Here is a 20,589-nt window from a genome sequence, read left to right on the forward strand (position 1 = left end):
TCCACAGGCAGTCAGCTCGACTCTGAGTTTTCGATGTATTTACTGCGTTTTCACACAGCCTGGGTCGAAAGCAGACATTCACAGGACGTACCATCTTCCGCGCAACTGCCAATCAGTGAGTAATTCCGCCTACGTGGCCAAAAGCTCTCATTTGATAGTCGGTTACAGCTTGGAACAGAGACTCAGCTATCAGGCGTAATCTTTCCACCTCTATTGCAGGCGCGCCAGTATCCTGAGCTTCGTGATACCGGCGCATTGCCTCAATTGCCTCGGTGTAGGCTGGGTGGTCGGGCAGCAAAATCTTCGACTGTTTGGGCATCAGTGCCTCGATATCAGTGAATTGATTCAGACAGACTGCCGGCCTCAAGCACCTGGAAATCCACTACCGCGTGATAAAGGAAGTCAGCCAACACTCTAAGCCGCTCGATTGTCGCTGGAGATGCCCCGTTATCTTGGGCGGTCTGATGCGCCCTTATCGCTTCAAGGTCTTCGCGCAGAAGCGGCTCGCCGGCTTTGGCCATACCTTCCAAGGTTCGCTTCATGCTCTGCCCATTCTGCTCTGTCGATCCATTATAGGGCGATAGCGACGGTGTGATGACAGGCATCGATCCAAGGCTTTGTGTTTAGCAATTCAGGCCTCATCGCGGCAAACCGGTACCCATAGGAATGTCACCAGCCTCCCGACCTGCGCCAGCATCTGTGAGAGCCGCGCGTATCGGCGATGGGTCGCGAAGCAACCCCAATACTCAGGCGCCGTGTCGATAGCCGCCGCAAGAGCCAAGCACACCTACGCTGCCTTAGAGAAATCGCCCCCTTCCTCACGTGAGTCATTAGGCCCCACGAAAAACAGCACGTCCATCACAACCCGCAGCAAACCAGCAAAAGCCACACTAATTATGGGGGACCAGATGGGGGACCAAAAACACACAGGCACAAAAAAGCCCCGAATATCAGGGCTTTAATGAGAATTAGTGGCGGAAGCGTAGGGATTCGAACTTTCTCGATTGCAGTGTGATCCGTTCCGAGCAAAAGTGTGCGCTATCATCCCAGGCTGTGTAAAAAAGCCCCAGTTCACGAAGAAGATATGCGGACCAGGCCTGTAGGTCTAGCAGATGGAGGCGTGGATCACCCTGGATCGGTCATAGGCATGGTGGTTGTGCCATCTGGACCGCGGCAGCTGGCCTCATGCCCTGATCGCTTACGTAGTCCTGCAATTCCGATTATCTTCATCATTCATTTGAGGTTGTAGGATAGCTTGAAGGTTCATCTCGACGATTACCCTCGGCAGGGTCTTGACCAGGAAGTGGGTGGTTCCCAGTTTGAGCGTTCCGAAAGGATGCTCCACCGTCTGCTGCCACCCGCGTCGGGTCATGCCCAAGGCGCGCGGCAGAGACATGCTTCCTTTCCATTGAGCCCACTGGTTGTACATGGTCGTCTTATGGGATGACGCGGTGTAGTGGTGGGTCGCGGATGACAACTATCCACCCATTACAGCCCCTCGACCGGTAAAGCAACACCATCCATGCGATGTAAACCCCTTCTGGTGAACAGCCTGACAGTAAGGATTGACCATCACCGCCCGCCGGTAGCAATCCGATCGGAACAGCTGCTTCGCCTGGTTCCTCCCGCACCTCAACTTCCAACCACTTCGACATCGAACGCCTTGCCCTCGGTCGCGACTCGCCTGGCATACCCGACGCCCCACACCATCGCCCGACTCATGGTTTCGCCAGGGCATTGGAAAAAGGCTTGCTCACTCATCATCGAGCCATCGGCGCGATAAACTCCGATGAACAACTGAGTGGCACCCGTTCGTGACAAGCGTGCCTGCACTTCGAGACAGGCTCCTGTGTCCAGCGTTTCCTCATGGATCTGGTGGTGCAGGATCGGATCGCACCATTGACGATAGGTTTCCCCTCTTCTTTTCATCTGCCTGTCCTCTGCTGTTGTCAGCGGTAGATAGCCTCGCGCGCGTAATCAGTCCAAATGAAACGACGCCATCGGACAGGCGGCCGAGTTATACAAAGCGGTTTTTTTGTACATCCACCATTCGTCGCCAATCCGCAAATCTCATACAACCTTCGTTTCGTCGCCGTCCTTCTAACGCCACAAGCAAAACAACTGGCAATCGCTACAGGACAAGATCATGGCCACGAGATTCACGTATGGCGCACGGTTGCTCGGTCTTATGTTGCTCAGCATCGGTGCTTTGCAGCTCTCGGGTTGCGACATGGTGTTGTTCAATCCAAAAGGTCAGGTCGGGTTGGAGCAGCGCAACCTGATCATTCTCGCCACGCTGCTTATGCTGATAGTGGTAGTCCCGGTCATGATCATGGCGCTGGTATTCTCGGTGCACTACCGCGCCTCCAATGAAAAGGCGCGCTACACGCCGGAATGGAACCATTCGCGCGCTATCGAGGCAGTGGTCTGGGGTGTGCCGCTTATCATCATCATTGTGCTCGGCGTGGTGACCTGGCGCTCGACCCATGCGCTGGACCCGTACCGACCACTCGTGGCTGACCGACCCGCGATAAAGGTTCAGGTGATCGCCACAGACTGGAAATGGCTATTCGTCTATCCCGAACTCGGCATCGCCTCGGTCAATGAGTTGGCCATGCCAGTGGATACCCCGGTGGATTTTCGGGTGACCTCCGATGGCGCCATTACTTCATTCTTCATTCCGGCCCTCGGCGGGCAAATCTATGCCATGGCGGGCATGCAGACCCAGCTGCATCTGATCGCCAACCACAAGGGTACCTACAACGGCATCGCTGCCAACTACAACGGGCCGGGTTTTTCCGATATGTATTTCGAGGCCTTGGCTTTAGACCAAGCCGGTTTCGACGCCTGGGTGACAGCGGTGCGCAGGTCACCGAATCGGCTTGACCAGGCGCGCTATGCACAGCTGGCCAAACCGAGCGTCGCCCATCCTGTGGAGCACTACGCCAAGGTGGACGACGGCCTGTTCCAGTCCCTGATCGACAAGTACCAGGGCATTGACCGGTCTAACGACGTCGAACGGCGCCTGAGCATCCCTGATGATGAAGCGCCGAAAGGCAGCAAGGAGTGACCCGCATGTTCGGAAAGTTGAGCTGGGACGCCATCCCCATGGACGAACCCATCATCATGTACACCCTTGCTGTAGTCGGCATGATCGGCGTTTGCGGCTTTGGGATGATTACCTACAAGCGCAAATGGACGTATCTGTGGAAGGAGTGGTTGACCTCGGTCGACCACAAGCGCATCGGCGTGATGTACATCGTGGTCGCCCTGGTGATGCTGCTGCGGGGTTTTGCCGACGCGCTGATGATGCGTACTCAGCAAGCCATGGCTTCGGACGGCTCGCCCGGCTATCTGCCACCGGAACACTACGACCAGATCTTCACCGCTCACGGCGTGATCATGATCTTCTTCATGGCCATGCCATTCGTGGTCGGCCTTATGAACATCGTCGTGCCGTTGCAAATCGGTGCGCGCGACGTGGCTTACCCGTTTCTGAACGCGGTGAGCTTCTGGCTGTTCGTATCGGGTGCGGTTTTGGTGAATCTCTCGCTGGGGATCGGTGAGTTCGCCCGCACTGGGTGGGTCGCCTACCCGCCCTTGTCCGGTATCGGCTACAGCCCGGGCGTAGGCGTGGATTACTACATCTGGTCCTTGCAGATCTCCGGCGTTGGGACGTTGCTGACCGGGCTGAATTTCTTCGTCACCATCCTAAAAATGCGCACCACCGGCATGACCTTGTTCCGCATGCCGGTGTTCACCTGGACGGTATTGTGCACTTCGATACTGATTCTGGCCGCATTCCCCATTCTCACCGCCACGCTGTTCATGCTCAGCCTGGACCGCTACCTGGGCATGCATTTCTTCACCAACGAGATGGGCGGCAACCCGATGATGTATATCAACCTCATCTGGGCCTGGGGCCACCCGGAGGTGTACATCCTGATCCTGCCGGCTTTCGGAATCTTTTCTGAGGTGGCCTCTACCTTTTCACGCAAGCGGCTGTTCGGCTACTACTCGCTGGTCTGGGCCACCATCGTCATCACCCTGCTGTCGTTCATCGTCTGGGTACACCACTTTTTCACCATGGGCGCCGGGCCGAACGTGAACGCGTTCTTCGGCATTATGACCATGATCATCGCCGTCCCGACTGGGGTGAAGATCTTCACCTGGCTGTTCACCATGTACCGCGGTCGGGTGCGCTTCGAGACACCCATGCTGTGGACGGTGGGCTTCATCGTCACCTTCAGCATTGGCGGCATGACCGGCGTGCTGCTGGCGGTGCCGGGCGCAGACTTCCTGCTGCACAACAGCCTGTTTCTCATCGCGCATTTCCATAACGTGATTATTGGCGGCGCGGTGTTCGGCTACCTGTGTGGCCTGACCTACTGGTTCCCCAAGGCGTTCGGTTTCAAGCTCTACGACCCGCTGGGGCGTGCCGCGTTCTGGTGCTGGCTGGCGGGTTTCTATTTCGCTTTCATGCCATCTTACTTTCTCGGTTTCATGGGCATGACCCGGCGCCTGAACCATTTCAATGTGCCTGAGTGGCGGCCGTTTCTGCTGCTGGAGATGGTTGGTGTGCTTATCATCCTCTGCGGCGTGGCCTGCCAGGTAATGCAACTGATTGTGAGCATCCGCAAGCGCCACGAAAACCGCGACCACACCGGCGATCCCTGGGATGGCCGCACGCTGGAGTGGGCCACTGCGTCACCGCCGCCGTTCTACAACTTTGCCGAGCAACCGGTGGTGCACGGCATCGACGCCTATTGGGGAATGAAGGAGCGTGGGGTCAAGACGCTGATCGAGGCGGATTTTCGCAGGATTCACATGCCGTGCAACACTAGCCTGGGCGTGTTGATCGGCGCATTGAGCACAGTGCTGGGCTTCGCCTTGGTCTGGCATATCTGGTGGCTGGCGATTGCCTCACTGCTGACCACGGTGGCAGCACTGATCGTACGCAGCTACGACCGGCATACCGAGTACTACGTGACGGCCGAGGAAGTCGAACGCGTGGAAACCCAACGGCGTCAGCTGATGGCGGAGGCCTGAGCCATGTCGCACATCATCTTGAACGAAAGCGCCCACCAGCAGGAGCAAGGCTACGAGGATGCGGGTTCGCTGAGCCTGTTCGGCTTCTGGATCTACCTGATGACCGACTGCATCCTGTTCGCCACGTTGTTCGCCACTTATGCGGTGCTGGGCCAGTCCGTGGCGGGCGGCCCTGGCCCTGCGGACATCTTTGAGCTGCCCTACGTCCTGGGCGAAACCAGCCTGCTACTGCTCAGCAGCATCACCTATGGCTACGCCATGCTGGCCAACCACCGCAAGGACAAGCGCCGGGTGCTGCAGTGGCTGGGGGTCACCTTTGTGCTGGGCCTGGCTTTCGTCGCCATGGAGGTGAACGAGTTCCACCACTTGATCGCCGAGGGCTACGGGCCGCAGCGCAGCGCGTTTCTCACCGGCTTCTTCACCCTGGTCGGCACCCATGGCCTGCACGTGCTGGTCGGCCTGGTGTGGATGGCCCTGCTGATGATCCAGGTCCAGCAGCGTGGCCTGTGCTGTGTCAACTCCACACGGCTGAGCTGCCTGAGCCTGTCCTGGCATTTTCTCGACATCGTGTGGGTGTGCGTGTTTACCGTCGTCTACCTGTTCGGAGTGATCTGATGAGCAACGAAAGCCAGATTCACAGCAGTGCCGGCGCCAGCCAGTCCAGCCACAGATCGTACAATATCGGCTTCCTGCTGGCTGCGTTGCTGACCATTGTGCCGTTCGGGCTGGCCATGTTTCCCAGCTTGCCGCGCGCCGCTACCTTCCTGTTGGCGCTGGTCTGCGCGGTGGTGCAGATTCTGGTGCACATGATGTTCTTCCTGCACCTGACCACCGCGCGTGAGCAGCGCTGGAGCCTGGTGGCGCTGGTGTTCTCCGTGGTGATCATCGTGCTGTTGGTGGGGTTGTCGCTATGGATCATGTACTACGTGCACTACAACATGCTCGGTTTGTGACCCGTCCTCGCCCACGGGCTTGTCCTGCCGGCTGGCGATGGTGTTGCTGAGCGGGTTAATGGATGAAACCATGCGTGCCGCCCCTGCTCAGGGCTGTTGGTAATGCCCCGGCGATGTGCCGCGCTCGTGGTCATGCTCAAGGCGCTGCACCTGCACGTCAGTAAACGACGACGCTTCACTACGATGCAGGCCTTGCAGGTAATCGCGCGCCGCTTCGCGACTCAAGTTTTCCTGTTCACTGCGCAGCTCGCAGGTGCCGGGTTGGTTGTCGAGGATGTAGCTGATCAAGTACAGGTAGTTGGCCATACGGATACTCCTTTTTTCAGATGGGGATGGACGACTCAGTAGGATTGATCGTTATCGGTTCGCATTCGTTCAGCCCAAAAGACGGCTGGCAGCCGGCAAGGGTGAACTCTGTTTGCCATCGTGCAAGGCTTTGGTGGTGCATGATTAAGGCTTCCTGCATGCTTGGTCGCCAGTTTTGTTTGCCACAAGATGAAAGGCCAACTTTCATTAGAGCCTCTTGTCCGCCCGAGTGAAATTCTTTGCACGATGTGCCGCTTTCCATGGGTCACTGGTTAACACAGACCTTCCTGTGTCACTACCGACATGAGGTGTCAATCATGGCTAGCAATCAAGACGACCGCGGGAATCAAGGTGGCAACGCCAACACCAATCCAGGCAACTTTGCCAATGACCGGGAAAAGGCATCCGAGGCCGGGCACAAAGGCGGCCAGGTGTCAGGAGGTAATTTCAAGAACGATCCAGAGCGCGCCTCGGAAGCAGGTCACAAGGGTGGCCAGGCATCCGGCGGTAATTTCAAGAACGACCCTGAGCGGGCATCCGAAGCTGGCCACAAGGGCGGCCAGGCGTCCGGCGGCAACTTTGCCAATGACCGCGAAAAAGCCTCGGAAGCCGGACGGGTCGGTGGCCAGCATAGCCACGGTGGCGGTCGCAAGAGTGATGACAACCGCTAGTCATCCGTGAAAATCGCAGGGGCAGCCGGGCTGCTCCTGCGCGCTGATGTGGACGTCCCATGTTCATGCACAATAAGATTGCAACACACCGTGCCCGTGGCGCAGCCCAATCCGGGCATCATGGCGGCCTCACGCGCACCTGCCATCAAAACAGCTTGCTTGCGCCCCGTTGCCCATCACGCCACGCCAGTCGGACCATCTAGTACCTGTCTGACCCGGCAAGCCAGATCGTGTGGCTGGCAGGGCTTGGAGATGACCTCGAACTCGGCGCCGCCAATGTCAGTCCGCTCGATCGCGTTTTCCGCGTAGCCTGTCGTCAGCAAGACTTTGATCCCAGGTTGCAGGCGCCGCACGGCTCGGGCAAGCATTACGCCGTTCATGCCGCCCGGCATGATCAAGTCGGTAAACAGCAAGTCATATCGCTCCCCAGCCTGGATCAGTTTAAGCGCCTCGCGGGCGTTAAGCAACATGTCGGCGGCATAGCCGTAGTCCTCCAACACCATCTTCGCCAGCTCGGCCACATCCGGCCGGTCCTCGACGATCAGGATGCGCTCACTGCCAGCACTGCGCTTAGCCACTTTCGACGGTTGCTGCTGCACCAGCTGAGCGTCATCCACCGGGAAGTACAGGCGCAACGTGGTACCTTCGCCTTCTTCGGTGTAGATACGCGCCGCGCCCCCGGACTGGCGGGCAAAACCGTACACCATCGACAACCCCAGCCCCGACCCTTTTCCCTCTTCCTTTGTGGTGAAAAAAGGGTCCATCACACGGTCACGGATGCCCGCAGGCATACCGACACCGTTGTCGGTGATGGATATACTCACGTAGCCACCCGGCAGCAATCCGTCAAACGACAGGCTTGGATCGGTGATCAGGACGTTTCGGGTTGCGATGAATATGTGCGGCCGCTTGCGGCCTATCAGGGCATCCCTGGCGTTGAGGAAAATATTCAGCAGGGCCACTTCTGCCTGTGTCGCGTCGATCCGGCAGCTACGCAGCTGGTCCTCAAGATCAAACTCCACCGTCACCTCGGCGCCGAACGTACGCTCGATGATTGGGCGCGCATCGTCAATCAGGTGGTTCAGGTTCAGTACCCGTCCATGCAACTTCTGCTTACGGGCGAACGCCAGCAATTGCTTGGTCAAGGTACTGGCACGGTCGACTGCCGATTGCGCATGCCCGACGCTACGGCGAATACGGTTCAGGTCCGCCTGGGGCTTCTCGGCTTGACGGGCGATCAGGCCCAGGTAGCCACCCATGACCTGCAACAGGTTGTTGAAGTCGTGGGCGATTCCGCCTGTCAGCTGCCCCAACGCTTCCATTTTTTGCGCCTGACGCAGGGCGTCTTCGGCGTCGCGGCGTCGGCTGACATCCAGCTGAGAAGCAAAGTAATAGATCAGCTCACCGCGCTCATTGAAAATCGGCGAGAGAAACAAGGCATTCCAGAAGCTTGAACCGTCCTTACGATAGTTGAGGATCTCAGCCGCAATATCGACGCGCTGCTCTATGGCCTGACGCAGGCTGTCTACCACCGTGCGGTCGGTGTCGGGCCCCTGCAGGAATCGGCAGTTTTGGCCCAGAATCTCCTCCGCGGCATAACCTGTCATTTCCAGGAAGGCCCGGTTGGCGAAGATGATCGGGTTGTCGTCTCGGTTAGGATCGGTGACGATCATCGGCATCCGGGTAGTTTGCACCGCGGCGAAGAACATATCGCGGGCCAAGCCGGAAATGTCGCCCGAAGCCTGGTTGCTGACGCGCGCCTTCTTTTCGGTCACGAGAATCTCCTTGATCATTGCGCCTGGTTCGTTAAATCTGGACAACTTTCGTGGGCAGGTTGCTCCCGGTCAGCCGCCAAGTTGCACGACGTCGGCAGTTTCAGGGAACAGGCTATCCACTCGCTGCTGGACACCCTGGACGGCAACTACCTCAGCTGGTCGAGCACTGCTTTGGCCAGCGAAGAGGCCGTTATTGGATGGATTAGCCATTTGAAACTGACTCAGACCACTCGTCCGTTGGGCTGTCCGCTTTATTGGCCATGGTTGTCCTCTAAAGACACCAGCCAGAGCCTTTCTCATGCGACAGCTATTTCAAACGATAACCCTTCCCCTCGCTTGCTCTCTGCTGTGGGCCTGCTCCGCTCACGAAACGAAGTCTCCTGTGGAGACACCAGGCAGGCCCGAGTCTGCTAAAACCCAGCTGCTGGAAGCCGGCGCCGCGACGCTGCAGTCCAAGCCGCCCATTGAGGCCATCAACGCTTACCTGGATGGCTTTCACTTCTACAACGGGCATCCGGACGTGCAGATGGAAGCGCACCACTACTGCTCCATCCTCAACGAGGATGTCATTCAATGTGTGATATTCGACGGCAATACCAAGGGGGCGAAGATCATGGGCGTCGAGTACATCATCGACGAGAAGCTTTTTGCCGGCTTACCAACGAGGGAGAAGGCGATGTGGCACAGTCATGGCTACGAGGTCTCCTCTGGGCAGTTGATCGCCCCAGGCATCCCTGATCCTGCGGAACATGCCCTGATGGCGCGACTGGCTCACACCTACGGGAAGACGTGGCACACCTGGCATACCGATCAGGACAAAGCGCTGCCGGTGGGGGTGCCGCAGTTGATGATGGGCTTTACCGCAGATGGGCAGGCTGACCCGGCGATGGTCGAACAGCGCAATGGGCGCTTGGGTGTGGATGCTGGGAAAACCAAAGGCGAGCGGGCTGACATCCGTATTCCTGATGCTGATCCCCAGGCGGATGGCTGGCAGCACGGTAATGTCATTCAAATCACCGATCCAACCGGTGCCCATGTACATCGTTCTTCAACAGCTACGCCATCCACTACGAATAGCCGGTCTAGCCAATAGCCGCCTGCAACAACTGTGTTAGATAAGGTCTTGGGCGCGCCCCCTTCGGGGAGAGGCTGTCGTGTTTGGCGATCATCATGATGGTGATCATCCCCCAAAATCCAAGGGAAAGTAAGGTGTGAAAAGCCCGGTGCATCGGCACCGGGCTTGCGCCTTCATTTTTCGAGTGTGGCCGCCTGGTTACCTCCTTCTTCAGCGATAGCAGAAAGCTTGTCGTCCGCCGCTTTTTCCTCGGCCAAGGTATCGCCCAGCAACGACACTGCTTCCTTCATTCCCAAGTGCTTGGCCATGGCGATCAGCGTTCCATAGCTGGCGATCTCGTAATGCTCTACCTTCTGGCAGGCGCCGATCAGTGCGGCATCCAGCACCGCGCCTTGTTCGATTTCATCGAGCAATTCCTTGCTCTCCTCCACCAGCCCCTCCATCGCAACGCACTTCATCCGCTTGAGCTTCAAACCTGCCGACTCCACCAGTTGGTCGATGCGCTCGATCTGACCCTGGGTCTCGGCCAGGTGGGATGTGAAGGCGTCGGCCAGTAGTGGATTGGTGGCGGCCCTGGCCAACCGAGGCAGCGCCTTGGTGATCTGCTTTTCTGCGCTATACACATCAGACAGTTCATGGATAAACAGGTCTTCAACAGTTTTCCGTGCAGCCATTGGTTATCTCCTAGACGGTAGTGATCAGTGCAGGGTGTTACTCAGAAAAGTTTCCGGGCGCTCGACTTCCGGCGCATCGCCGGGAAGGTCGTTGGGTAGAAGCGAGCCGACTCCGAAGGTCATTACGGCCATGCGTACACGCAGAGCTCGACAGGCCAGGCGGGACTCAGCTTCAAATTCGGCCAACGCTTGGCTCATGAGGTGCTCAACACCAAACAGGCGATGTAGCGAGGCTTTCTTGCGCAGAATGTTCATGATGCCTCCGACTTTCTCAGTCTTTGCCATTAATCAAGCCGGAGCCGAGATCTGCGCCTGTAACCGGGTTGGCGGTTGGATCAGACATTGTCCGAAGCTTCATCGCCTCAACTGTTTCAGCTTCGGCAGGAGTGAGCGTCACCGAAGCGGTGCCATCCCCACCATCCACAGCAGCTGATGGATTTTCCACGTACTCCCACTCACTGCCCTCGTTCCAAGGGCCACGCACATTGGGCTCACCAGACATATTGAAATACTTGTTGGTGAACTCCGGCATACCAGGGAGTTTGCCTTGGGGGAAGTTCGGCTGAATGGTATGAAGCGCCTTTTCAAAGGAAAGCTGATGGGCGATCTCCCGGGTCATGAGAAAGCCCAGCGCCTCTTTCACGCCCGGGTCATCGGTAACGTTCATCAGACGTTCGTAGACGATCTTGGCTCGCGCTTCAGCTGCAATGTTCGAACGAAAGTCTGCTGTAGGCTCGCCTATGGTATCGACATAGGCAGCGCTCCAAGGGACGCCAGCCGAATTGGTCAGTGGAGCACCGGCACCATACAAGATGCTGGTGATGTGGGAGTCGTTACCCGCACCATTGATTGCTCGATACAGCTCGCCTTCCTCTTCGACCCCTTCGGCCAAGCGGCCTTTGGCACCCTTGTTGAGCATGACGATTATGGAGCCGACGATCTCCAGGTGGCTGAGCTCTTCGGTTGCAATATCCATCAGCAGGTCTTTACGCCCTGGGTCGTCTTCCGCCAGTGCCTGGGTGAAATATCGGCTAGCAGCGGCCAGCTCGCCCTGAGCACCACCGAATTGTTCGAGCAACAGATTGGCCAGGCCGGGATTGGGCTGGGCGACACGCACGGTATATTGCAAGCGTTTGTTATGGATAAACATGGTTTGCTCCTCGCGGCTAGTAAGCAGGCGCCCTCTAATGTAGGCACCATCAATGCTTAGGAGCGAACAGATGTTATTACGTGCTAAATCCATATCCGCTTTCTGGATGAATGGACCGGGAAGATAAGTTCAATCGAAATTTCACATCACTCGAAAATACCTTAACTCTAATCTTTAGCGTACCCATCCATTCGTCGACCGAAACGAACCCCTGAGACAATCCGGATTCCCAATAACTCATTTCCGAGGATATTGACCATGACGACCCCGACTGAAAACTTACTCGATTGGCTGCGAGATGCTCATGCAATGGAGCAGCAAGCGGAGAAAATGCTCAAAGCACAAGCAGAGCGGTTAGAAAATTATCCCGAGCTTCGTGAGCGGATCGTTCAACACATCGCAGAGACGGAGGGACAACAACGTCTACTTGGGGAATGCATTAAGCGTTTGGGAGGAAGTCCTTCAACTTTGAAAGATCTTGCAGGAAAGCTCATGGCATTCGGGCAGGCTGTGGGTGGTATGACCATGAGTGATGAAGTCGTCAAAGGGGCTATGTCTGGTTATGTATTTGAGAACCTTGAAATCGCCTCCTATACCGTGCTTATTGAGGCAGCAACGGCCTCAGGTGATGAGCTTACTGCCGAAGCGTGCCGAGCGATTTTGAAGGAGGAGGTCGCGATGGCCGACTGGTTGAGGGAGCACTTGCCAGAAATCACCCGCGCATTCCTGAGCCGGTCGGCAACACCTGGCGAAGAAGCGAAACGATGACCCAATATTTGCGCCGTCTGCGATACCCGGCGGCGCAAACAACTGATAAAGGGGCGCCAATGCGAAGCCTATCTGACACACGCTGCTGCTCCGGACGAACGAAAGGCCCATTATGGAAAACGTTCAGCTTTAGCATTCTTCACTTCACCATTGCATTCACAGTTGCATATTTACTTACAGGCTCAGCGCTCACAGGCGGACTGATAGCTGTAATTGAGCCGGCATGTAACACCTTAGCATTCTATTTTCACGAAAAACTATGGCGCCAGCTAGAGCGCAGATGAAAACAAGCGGCGCAGATCGCCTGCCCCTGCCCCTGCCCCTGCCCCTGCCCCTGCCCCCAACGTGGGCACTCAAATGTAAAAGTGCGAGATCGCCCACCTGACCCACCTTCTCTGAATATTATGTACCTGCTCAAGCACGTCAGGTCGTGAGGCAGCGAACACCATGAATGCCAACATCCTGTCGTCCATCGCCACGCCCCTCGTTTGAACGGCCTGGCTCTTCTGGCACGGGCTCAGATCGTTCGATAGCGGTGGGATCAGGAAGGGTTAGCTTGAAATGGTAGGGTCGAGAATGAGTTTTAAGTACCACTGGACTTGTTGGTCTGAACTTTGCCATCTGTCATGGCTTCCCCTGCATACCTATCACGGAAAAACGACTGCAGGAGCTGACCTTATGCGAGCATTGACCTACCACGGAGCACACGACGTCAGGGTCGATAACGTCCCCGATCCCATCATTGAGCAGGAAGACGACATCATCCTCAGGGTCACCGCCACAGCCATTTGCGGCTCTGACCTGCACCTCTACCGAGGCAAAATTCCAGAAACCGAAGCGGGCGATATCTTCGGCCATGAGTTCATGGGCATCGTCGAAGATACCGGCAGTGCCGTCACCAATCTGCAGATCGGCGACCGCGTAGTGATTCCCTTCGTGATCGCTTGCGGCAGCTGTTTCTTCTGCCAGCACGACCTGTTCGCTGCCTGTGAAACCACCAACACAGGCCGTGGCGCGATCATCAACAAGAAGGGCATTCCCCCAGGCGCAGCGCTGTTCGGGTACAGCCATCTCTATGGCGGTATTCCTGGTGGCCAGGCTGACTACGTCAGGGTTCCCAAGGGCAACGTCGGCCCGTTCAAAGTGCCCACCGAGCTGGGCGATGACAAGGTACTGTTCCTCTCGGATATTCTTCCAACCGCTTGGCAGGCGGTCATCAATGCCGAGATTGGCCAGGGTTCATCGGTAGCCATCTACGGCGCCGGGCCAGTCGGCTTGCTGAGCGCCGCCTGTGCGCGAATGCTCGGGGCTCAGACCATCTTCATGGTCGATGACAACGATTACCGCCTGGCCTACGCCCGAGAGGCCTACGGCGTCATACCGATCCACTTCGAGCAGGACGACGACCCCGCAGACAGCATCATCCGCCAGACGCCAGGCATGCGCGGCGTCGATGCAGTGATCGATGCGGTCGGTTTCGAGGCCAAAGGCAGCACTGCCGAAACGGTGATGACGGCGCTGAAGATCGAAGGCAGCAGTGGCAAGGCGCTGCGCCAGAGCATTGCTGCAGTGCGTCGCGGCGGCGTTGTCAGTGTCCCGGGGGTGTACGCCGGCTTCATCCACGCCTTCATGTTCGGCGATGCCTTCGACAAGGGACTCACCTTCAAAATGGGCCAGACCCATGTCCAGAAATACTTGCCCGAACTGCTGCAGCACATCGAAGCAGGGCGCCTGAAACCAGAGCTGATCGTCACCCACCGCCTGGCCCTCGAAGAAGCGGCCATGGGCTACAAGATGTTCGATCAGAAAGAGGATAACTGCCGCAAGGTGATCCTGGTGCCAGGCGCGGCAGCGGGCACCTTGGGCCCTTCCGACGAGCACAGCAAAGGCTGACCCTACAGGAGGCTGTCAGATGATCGATCAAGCGACAGGCATGAAATCCGGCGAACGCTATCGCGTGGAAAACGTGGAGCGGGCACATCAGTTTCCAGGCTTCTTTCAAGACGGGAAGTATTACCTCGGCCCTGAGCTTCTCACCGCCGTGGGCTGGCTCGAAGGTACGCGCTTCATCTACGACAGCCTGGATGCCGCAGGTGAGCCCGTATTTCCAAACCGGGAGGCAGGCACGATCGAAGGGCTGACATTGACCCTGGTCGATGGTACCTCCCTTGAGCTCTCGCAGATCGAGGCCAGCGACACCATTGCCCACCTTGACCCCGCCGCTTCGGGTGCGGAACGAGAAGCACCTGACCGTGGCGCTACGCTCAAAGGGCCTCTGGGCGGCAAGGTTGTGGTCATCACCGGCGCATCCAGCGGTATAGGCCGGGCCGCCGCGCATGCCTTTGCGTGCAAAGGTGCTCGCCTGGTACTCGCAGCACGCGACGAAGAGGCGTTGTTCGACGTCCTGGATGAATGCACCGATTGTGGTACGGATGCCATAGCTATCATGACCGATGTCACCCACAGCGATCAGGTTCAAGCGCTGGCTGCTCAGGCCGCAGACTTTGGCCATGGACGAATCGATATCTGGGTCAACAATGCCGGGGTCGGCGCGGTCGGCAAGTTTGAAGAAACGCCGTTGGAGGCACACGAGCAGGTCATCCAGACAGATCTGATCGGATATCTGCGAGGCGCCTACGTCGCCCTTCCCTTCTTCAAGGCACAGGGCAGCGGCATTCTCATCAACACGCTGTCGCTGGGCAGCTGGATGGCCCAACCCTATGCCGCCGCTTATTCGGCGAGCAAGTTCGGCTTGCGTGGACTGACCGAGGCATTGCGAGGCGAGTTGACTGAATATCCCGACATCCATGTCTGCGATATCTATCCAGCAGTCATGGACACACCAGGCTTCCGAGACGGCGGCAACTACACCGGACATACACTGAGACCGCCAGGCCCCGTATACGATCCCGAGAGGGTGGCAAAGGCTATGGTGGCCTGCGCAATCTCGCCTCGGGCTCACACCACCGTTGGCGCCGCAGCGCGCATCGCGCATTTGGCCAGCTACCTGATACCAGGGCTGCCTCTGTTGTCAGGGAAGCTGACGCGCTGGGGGATAAATCGCAGCCCCACAGCCGAAGCATCATCAGGCAACCTTTTTGAGCCTCCAAGTGGCAGGAGGGGTATCGTCGGAGGCTGGAGGGAGGCAAACGACAAGACGCCGCTGCTGATCGGCGCAGCGGCACTGGGAATCCTTGTGGGTTATACACTCACACACTCACGACGCAGGGATAGCTAGCGGGAGCTCTACTTACAGAGGAATGAGCGTGGTTTCATTGCGAAATCACGTTCGATCCCTACTCTGCTGACGAGCTCGTGCGATTAACCGGGTGATAGCCTTCCCCTGCTACCGCTCTCAGGGATTCAGTATAGCGTGTCAGCGGCGTCGATGCGCCCAGAAGGTCGCTTAACCACGCCGGCCTGGCTGGAAGGTCGGCGCCAAGCTTGATCCTTCCCAAATGTTCGCGAGCAAAGCTTAATGACGCCACACACACTTGCACCGGTTCTTTCGCGCAACCCGTCGGCCTCGGCGAAAAAACACGAAGTAAACACCCCGCGCCCTGACGTCCGAGTTGAACACAGACTTTCCTGTGTGACGACATGAGGTGAAAGATCATGGCTAACAACCAAACCAACCGTGGCAATCAAGGTGGTACTGCTCAGAACAATCCTGGCAATTTTGCCAATGATCGCGAGAAAGCGTCAGAGGCAGGTCGCAAAGGCGGGCAGAGTTCAGGCGGCAATTTTGCCAACGACCGTGAGCGTGCCTCCGAGGCAGGCCGTAAAGGCGGGCAAAACAGCCACGGCGGCGGACGCGGTAGCGAAAATCGCTAACTGCGGGTGATACAGTGCCAGGGCAATAGCTGCCCTGGCACTTTTCTGTTGAACAGCCATCAGGAAACCCTCTCCTTCCACGCTTCGTATCTGGCAAGGAGCGGCTGGACACTCAACCCATGCAGCAGAATGCTCAACGCCACCACTGACAGCACCAGGTTGATGCTCTGCTCGGCCAAGGTGGGAAGCAGCCCATGATTGAGGGCATAGAACAAGTAATAGAAGCTGCCGATACCTCGAATGCCAAACCACCCTAAAAGCCCGCGCTGGCGGATATCCAGCATTCCTCGAGCCGGGAACAGCAGGATGCTGATGGGGCGAATGACAAAAAACAAAGCGCTGGCAACCAGCACTGCCCGCCAGTCCCAATGCTCAATGAGCACTACCCCGAGCAGGGTCACCAGAAACACTTCCATTGCCCGTTCGATCATGCTTCCGAAAGCCAGCATGTCACCCAACATGATCCCCGCTGCTACCTGCGAGTCGTCGAGCCCTTTCACATCGCCTTTGACGGCTAGCTCCGGCGCCACGTGCTGGTGACCAACCACAGGCTGTACCAGATGTTCAGCAGCCGGCCCTTCTGGGCTATTGGCGGTCTTGACCTCCGCCTGCCGTAAACCGAGGCCCGCAGCGAACACCGCGAGGAACCCATAGGCCTGTATCGACTCGGCGCTCACGTACGTCAACGCAATCAGGGCAAGGGCCAGATAGTCATCGGGCGAGACAGTGCTGTCGTCGTTGCGCAGACGCAAGAACAGCGTGAGTTTGCCCAGGCCGCGCCCCATCCAGTAGCCAAGCAAGAGGCCTGCGGTTACTGCCCACAGCATGTCCTTGAGCAACCAGTCACTGAACCAAGGCTGGCCATTGTCCAGTTGCAGGAACAGTCCAAGCATGACGAAGGGAAACGCCACGCCGTCGTTGAGCCCTGCCTCACCCGACAAGCTGAAGCGGACAAGATCATCGTCCTGGGCATCAACCACCTGCACCAGGGTTGCGAGCACGGGGTCAGTGGGTGCGAGTATCGCCCCGATCAATAGCGAGACTCCCCACCCCAAGCTGAGGCCGTAATGCAGCACCAGCGTTACCCCACCGATGCAGATCAACATCACCGGCCCCGCTAGAAAAAAGGCGCTGCACCAACGGCGGTTGTGCAAGGGCAGGCGCAATTTCAAGCCACTGAAGAACAGCGAGAACAACACCGCGACCTCTGTGAGGTGCTCCATCCACCCGCTCGACTTGCTCAAGTCCAGTTGAAGAAAACCCAGCCCCGATGTACCCAGCCCGATACCCAGGGCAAGGCACACTACGGATGAGGTCACAGGGATCCAGCGCAAATAGGAGGATGAGAGTGCGAGCAGCAGCAAGACTGCGCCCAGCATGGCGAACCAGACGATGAAGGTCATGTGCGCAGAAGCCTTGGGAAGATTTCGAGTATTTTTTTGACGTTCCAGGACGCCACGTCGTTCCGCTGCGCTTAGTGGTTAACCCGATACCTGGGGTAAATGTAAAAAAAGATTTCAGCGCGCCGCTGCGGTCAAACCCTATAGATCGCAATGGAGATGACGTCATGAAATTCGCCCAGTTCTGCCAATGGCTCGCCAACCACGCCGGTAAGCCGAGCACCTTTTTGATCGCCGTGGTGTTGATTGCCATGTGGGCTGCCTCTGGGCCCTGGTTTCACTACAACGATACCTGGCAACTGATCGTCAACACGTCGACCACCATCATCACATTCCTGATGGTTTTCCTGATTCAGAACACCCAGAACCGGGATAACGACATCATCCACGTGAAGCTCGCCGAACTGATCCGCGCTACAAAATCTGCGGAGCAGTCAGTATTGGATCTCGAAGCGCTCGATAACCGGGAAATCCATCAACTTCGTAAGGCGTATCAGGCGATGGGCAGCGAATGCGCTCCTCACCACCAGGCTCCTCGTGAGAAGCGTGATGATGAAGCTGCTCGAGATAACCAGCAGCGCTAGCCACCATCTAAACACGCCCTGGGCATCTGTGACCTCAATGCCGAGGTCACAGGCAGTTATAGTCTTCAACCTTTGCTACGGCGCGGGTCAGCTGAACGTGGGTAGGTGCGTTCCTCCTCGAGCGTGCCGTCCGCCTTGTGAATCTACACGGACGCCGCCTTGCCCTCGAAGAAATCTGCCAGGACACTGACGAGCTCCTGCTTCGTGGCGGCTCGTTTCGAGGCTCGCTCAGCACCGGCTTTCTTCAATTCCCAGCCATCCGAAGTCGGGCTGAGGTGATAATTGTCCATCGGCTGGTTCTCCTCTCTAAAGGGATTGGCCATCGTCCTGAATGTCTTCTTCAGCCTCCGCTGCATCCGTGGCATCAGCGTCATTCAGTGGCGGCGACGTGGGCTTTTCCGGATCGTTGATGAAGGGTACGTCGCTTGGGCCTTTCTCTTCAGAGCCTTCGGTTTTAGGCTGCATGGCAACACCTCCAGCACGTTGATGGAATGCAGGTCTCAGGCCCCTTAGGTAGCACCGACCACCAGAATTCCCTCCCTGGTCATGCGTTATTGAGCAAACCAGGGAACAAATAATTCCATCGAAATGGCAGGTGGTAAGCCACTGCGTATAGACGGCGCGCCGGGGCTATTCGTCCTGCCCGCCACGGCCCACGGGCATTGAGGAGCTCGGTCAGTAATCCCTCAGTCTTCAAAACGTTACCTCCATGTTTTCACGCAAACGTGTTCAGGCCAGCTGGATGTATACCGAGTAGCTACCCAATAGCACCCAGAACACCAGAAAGATCCACGGCGTCCGTAGCGAGAACAGCAATGACTTTCGATGCCCGGCACGCGAGGTTTCCGCCTCGCAGAACAGCGGCGATTCGTCGTAAGCCAGTCCCATCAATGGCTCGCTGCGCAGCAAATGACTTTGTTTGAGCTGCCAGTGATCGATGATGTTGTACGCCGCGCGGATGCCAGGCCAGGCGTTGAGCGAGCTCAATACCCCGAGCAAGGCAAGGAACGCCGGTACGATCAGGGTGAACATCTCGCCCCATCCTTGATTGAGGTTGCCCATGGAGGAGACGAAGGCGATGACCAGGAATGACTGCGCCGCCAGGTAGGCGTCCGTGCGGTTGGCGAGGATGCTGGTTTCGTACTGGATTTCCCGCCGGTAAAAATCCAGACGCTCCTTGGGAGAGCCAAACATCCTGGCATTGTGTTCGCTGATCTCGTGCTCAGGGGTCGTAGGGGTAATGATTCGAGGCACTCGCTGCTCCGGGAGTAGGGCTCCGAGCTACGGGATGAGCCTGGAGCTGAATTCGGTAGAACAGGCGATGGGGCATGGAATTCAATTGAATTGATAGCCCGCACCGCTCGTCGTACCAACCGCAGATTGAAACCAACACACACAGGCCAGGCCTTTCGAACCGGTATGAACGTTCTCAACTGCAGGAGCTTTTACCATGCGAGACTTCCCTACCCCGCCCTTCCCTTCACAGCCACAAAATGTCCCCGGCTCACAGCGCAAGATGGAGCCCTACCCGGATTGTGGTGAGCAGTCGTATACCGGCCACAATCGACTCGAAGGCAAGATTGCACTCATCACCGGAGCCGACAGCGGCATCGGGCGGGCAGTAGCGATTGCCTACGCCCGTGAAGGAGCCGACGTCGCCATCGCTTATCTGAATGAGCATGACGACGCGCAAGAAACCGCACGCTGCGTCGAGGCCGCAGGCCGTCAATGCCTTCTGTTGCCCGGAGACCTGGCGCATAAACAGCACTGCTACGACATCGTTGAAAAGACCGTCAGCCAGTTCGGGCGTATCGACATCCTGGTCAACAACGCGGCGTTCCAGATGTCCCACGAGACCCTGGAGGAAATTGACGATGACGAATGGGTCAAGACCTTCGATACCAACATCACCGCCATCTTCCGTATTTGCCAGGCGGCACTGCCTTCCATGCCCAAGGGCAGTTCGATCATCAACACGAGCTCGGTCAATTCCGACGATCCCTCCCCCAGCCTGCTTGCCTATGCCACGACCAAGGGGGCCATTGCCAACTTCACTGCGGGCCTTGCTCAGCTGCTAGGCAAGAAAGGTATTCGGGTCAACAGCGTCGCGCCAGGCCCTATCTGGACGCCTTTGATTCCGGCCACCATGCCGGACGAGGCCGTCAAGAACTTTGGTTCCAGCTACCCGATGGGGCGCCCCGGTCAACCGGTGGAGGTCGCGCCGATCTACGTGCTGCTGGGCTCCGACGAGGCCAGTTACATCAGTGGCTCACGTTACGCAGTGACGGGTGGCAAACCGATCCTCTAGCCAAAAGAGGCTCGCCGTGCTGGCGAGCCTCACCCCCTTTAG

The 20,589-nt window shown here is 57.6% G+C and carries 22 protein-coding genes and 4 pseudogenes; 14 read left to right on the forward strand and 12 right to left on the reverse strand.

Annotation, left to right across the window (positions count from 1 at the left end):
• Nucleotides 1–112: 112 nt before the first annotated feature.
• The 3 genes from WF331_RS24665 to WF331_RS24675 form a co-directional block, all read right to left on the reverse strand.
• Nucleotides 113–319 carry a hypothetical protein gene (locus WF331_RS24665; RefSeq protein WP_102689572.1) on the reverse strand — a complete coding sequence of 69 codons (207 nt, stop codon included), beginning with the start codon at nucleotides 317–319 and terminating at the stop codon, nucleotides 113–115.
• Between the two features lie 13 nt (nucleotides 320–332).
• Entirely contained in the window at nucleotides 333–542 is a 210-nt protein-coding gene (locus WF331_RS24670; RefSeq protein ID WP_102689573.1) for a hypothetical protein, read from the reverse strand.
• Between the two features lie 1,090 nt (nucleotides 543–1,632).
• Nucleotides 1,633–1,929 (reverse strand): hypothetical protein, encoded by a 297-nt coding sequence (locus tag WF331_RS24675; RefSeq protein WP_054888278.1) that lies wholly within the window; start codon nucleotides 1,927–1,929, stop codon nucleotides 1,633–1,635.
• Nucleotides 1,930–2,146: 217 nt separating this feature from the next.
• On the opposite strand from WF331_RS24675, the gene cyoA reads away from it, so the two are divergent.
• The 4 genes from cyoA to cyoD are packed head-to-tail and all read left to right on the forward strand — an operon-like array spanning nucleotide 2,147 to nucleotide 6,002.
• Entirely contained in the window at nucleotides 2,147–3,070 is a 924-nt protein-coding gene (cyoA, locus tag WF331_RS24680) for a ubiquinol oxidase subunit II (protein WP_054888277.1), read from the forward strand.
• A gap of 5 nt (nucleotides 3,071–3,075) precedes the next feature.
• On the forward strand, nucleotides 3,076–5,049 hold the full coding sequence (cyoB, locus tag WF331_RS24685; RefSeq protein ID WP_054888276.1) for a cytochrome o ubiquinol oxidase subunit I: 1,974 nt from the start codon (nucleotides 3,076–3,078) through the stop codon (nucleotides 5,047–5,049).
• A 3-nt stretch (nucleotides 5,050–5,052) separates the two neighbouring features.
• Nucleotides 5,053–5,664 carry a cytochrome o ubiquinol oxidase subunit III gene (gene cyoC / locus WF331_RS24690; RefSeq protein ID WP_102689574.1) on the forward strand — a complete coding sequence of 204 codons (612 nt, stop codon included), beginning with the start codon at nucleotides 5,053–5,055 and terminating at the stop codon, nucleotides 5,662–5,664.
• Complete coding sequence (gene cyoD, locus WF331_RS24695; RefSeq protein WP_054888274.1) at nucleotides 5,664–6,002, forward strand: cytochrome o ubiquinol oxidase subunit IV; 339 nt, start codon at nucleotides 5,664–5,666, stop codon at nucleotides 6,000–6,002. The genes cyoC and cyoD overlap by 1 nt, the downstream gene beginning before the upstream one ends.
• Before the next feature lie 87 nt (nucleotides 6,003–6,089).
• Here the strand turns inward: cyoD and WF331_RS24700 are convergent, their stop codons facing one another.
• On the reverse strand, nucleotides 6,090–6,308 hold the full coding sequence (locus WF331_RS24700) for a hypothetical protein (protein WP_102689575.1): 219 nt from the start codon (nucleotides 6,306–6,308) through the stop codon (nucleotides 6,090–6,092).
• 317 nt (nucleotides 6,309–6,625) lie between these two features.
• Between WF331_RS24700 and WF331_RS24705 the strand changes: the two are divergent.
• Together WF331_RS24705 and WF331_RS24710 are read left to right on the forward strand one after the other, a co-directional pair.
• Nucleotides 6,626–6,886: pseudogene (locus WF331_RS24705) on the forward strand (general stress protein); the annotation flags it as partial.
• Nucleotides 6,887–6,979, forward strand: a pseudogene (locus WF331_RS24710) (general stress protein); the annotation flags it as partial.
• Nucleotides 6,980–7,155: 176 nt separating this feature from the next.
• Here WF331_RS24710 and WF331_RS24715 read toward each other — a convergent pair.
• Complete coding sequence (locus WF331_RS24715; protein WP_340623381.1) at nucleotides 7,156–8,754, reverse strand: histidine kinase famiy protein; 1,599 nt, start codon at nucleotides 8,752–8,754, stop codon at nucleotides 7,156–7,158.
• Nucleotides 8,755–9,052: 298 nt separating this feature from the next.
• Between WF331_RS24715 and WF331_RS24720 the strand changes: the two genes are divergently transcribed.
• A complete protein-coding gene (locus WF331_RS24720; RefSeq protein ID WP_102689577.1) occupies nucleotides 9,053–9,847 on the forward strand; it encodes an OBAP family protein in 795 nt (264 codons plus the stop codon).
• Nucleotides 9,848–10,002: 155 nt separating this feature from the next.
• Here WF331_RS24720 and WF331_RS24725 read toward each other — a convergent pair whose 3' ends face one another.
• Genes WF331_RS24725 through WF331_RS24735 form a run of 3 tightly spaced genes read right to left on the reverse strand, consistent with a single transcriptional unit; the run spans nucleotide 10,003 to nucleotide 11,653 of the window.
• A complete protein-coding gene (locus WF331_RS24725) occupies nucleotides 10,003–10,503 on the reverse strand; it encodes a YciE/YciF ferroxidase family protein (protein WP_054888270.1) in 501 nt (166 codons plus the stop codon).
• 24 nt (nucleotides 10,504–10,527) lie between these two features.
• The gene (locus WF331_RS24730) at nucleotides 10,528–10,758 is read right to left on the reverse strand and encodes a hypothetical protein (RefSeq protein WP_054888269.1); all 231 of its coding nucleotides are present in this window, start codon (nucleotides 10,756–10,758) and stop codon (nucleotides 10,528–10,530) included.
• A 16-nt stretch (nucleotides 10,759–10,774) separates the two neighbouring features.
• A complete protein-coding gene (locus WF331_RS24735; RefSeq protein ID WP_054888268.1) occupies nucleotides 10,775–11,653 on the reverse strand; it encodes a manganese catalase family protein in 879 nt (292 codons plus the stop codon).
• A 258-nt stretch (nucleotides 11,654–11,911) separates the two neighbouring features.
• Between WF331_RS24735 and WF331_RS24740 the strand changes: the two genes are divergently transcribed.
• The 5 genes and pseudogenes from WF331_RS24740 to WF331_RS24760 form a co-directional block, all read left to right on the forward strand.
• Entirely contained in the window at nucleotides 11,912–12,421 is a 510-nt protein-coding gene (locus WF331_RS24740) for a ferritin-like domain-containing protein (RefSeq protein ID WP_054888267.1), read from the forward strand.
• A 59-nt stretch (nucleotides 12,422–12,480) separates the two neighbouring features.
• A complete protein-coding gene (locus WF331_RS24745; RefSeq protein ID WP_080641021.1) occupies nucleotides 12,481–12,705 on the forward strand; it encodes a DUF2061 domain-containing protein in 225 nt (74 codons plus the stop codon).
• Between the two features lie 394 nt (nucleotides 12,706–13,099).
• Nucleotides 13,100–14,314: a zinc-dependent alcohol dehydrogenase gene (locus WF331_RS24750; protein ID WP_086976083.1), complete on the forward strand. Its 1,215-nt coding sequence runs from the start codon at nucleotides 13,100–13,102 to the stop codon at nucleotides 14,312–14,314.
• A 19-nt stretch (nucleotides 14,315–14,333) separates the two neighbouring features.
• Nucleotides 14,334–15,659: an SDR family oxidoreductase gene (locus tag WF331_RS24755; protein ID WP_016486367.1), complete on the forward strand. Its 1,326-nt coding sequence runs from the start codon at nucleotides 14,334–14,336 to the stop codon at nucleotides 15,657–15,659.
• 401 nt (nucleotides 15,660–16,060) lie between these two features.
• Nucleotides 16,061–16,255, forward strand: a pseudogene (locus tag WF331_RS24760) (general stress protein); the annotation flags it as partial.
• Nucleotides 16,256–16,314: 59 nt separating this feature from the next.
• Here WF331_RS24760 and WF331_RS24765 read toward each other — a convergent pair.
• Entirely contained in the window at nucleotides 16,315–17,658 is a 1,344-nt protein-coding gene (locus WF331_RS24765; protein ID WP_016486365.1) for a cation:proton antiporter, read from the reverse strand.
• A 164-nt stretch (nucleotides 17,659–17,822) separates the two neighbouring features.
• Between WF331_RS24765 and WF331_RS24770 the strand changes: the two genes are divergently transcribed.
• Nucleotides 17,823–18,239: a low affinity iron permease family protein gene (locus WF331_RS24770; RefSeq protein WP_016486364.1), complete on the forward strand. Its 417-nt coding sequence runs from the start codon at nucleotides 17,823–17,825 to the stop codon at nucleotides 18,237–18,239.
• A 65-nt stretch (nucleotides 18,240–18,304) separates the two neighbouring features.
• On the opposite strand, the pseudogene WF331_RS24775 reads toward WF331_RS24770, so the two are convergent.
• From WF331_RS24775 to WF331_RS24785, 3 genes and pseudogenes are all read right to left on the reverse strand, one after another.
• Nucleotides 18,305–18,529: pseudogene (locus tag WF331_RS24775) on the reverse strand (DUF2188 domain-containing protein).
• Between the two features lie 16 nt (nucleotides 18,530–18,545).
• A complete protein-coding gene (locus WF331_RS24780) occupies nucleotides 18,546–18,704 on the reverse strand; it encodes a hypothetical protein (RefSeq protein ID WP_016486362.1) in 159 nt (52 codons plus the stop codon).
• Between the two features lie 264 nt (nucleotides 18,705–18,968).
• Nucleotides 18,969–19,493: a hypothetical protein gene (locus tag WF331_RS24785; protein WP_016486361.1), complete on the reverse strand. Its 525-nt coding sequence runs from the start codon at nucleotides 19,491–19,493 to the stop codon at nucleotides 18,969–18,971.
• Nucleotides 19,494–19,689: 196 nt separating this feature from the next.
• On the opposite strand from WF331_RS24785, the gene WF331_RS24790 reads away from it, so the two are divergent.
• Complete coding sequence (locus tag WF331_RS24790; RefSeq protein WP_016486360.1) at nucleotides 19,690–20,547, forward strand: glucose 1-dehydrogenase; 858 nt, start codon at nucleotides 19,690–19,692, stop codon at nucleotides 20,545–20,547.
• Nucleotides 20,548–20,589: the final 42 nt, after the last annotated feature.

Source organism: Pseudomonas sp. YNh (assembly GCF_037993085.1).
Classification (GTDB): domain Bacteria; phylum Pseudomonadota; class Gammaproteobacteria; order Pseudomonadales; family Pseudomonadaceae; genus Aquipseudomonas; species Aquipseudomonas putida.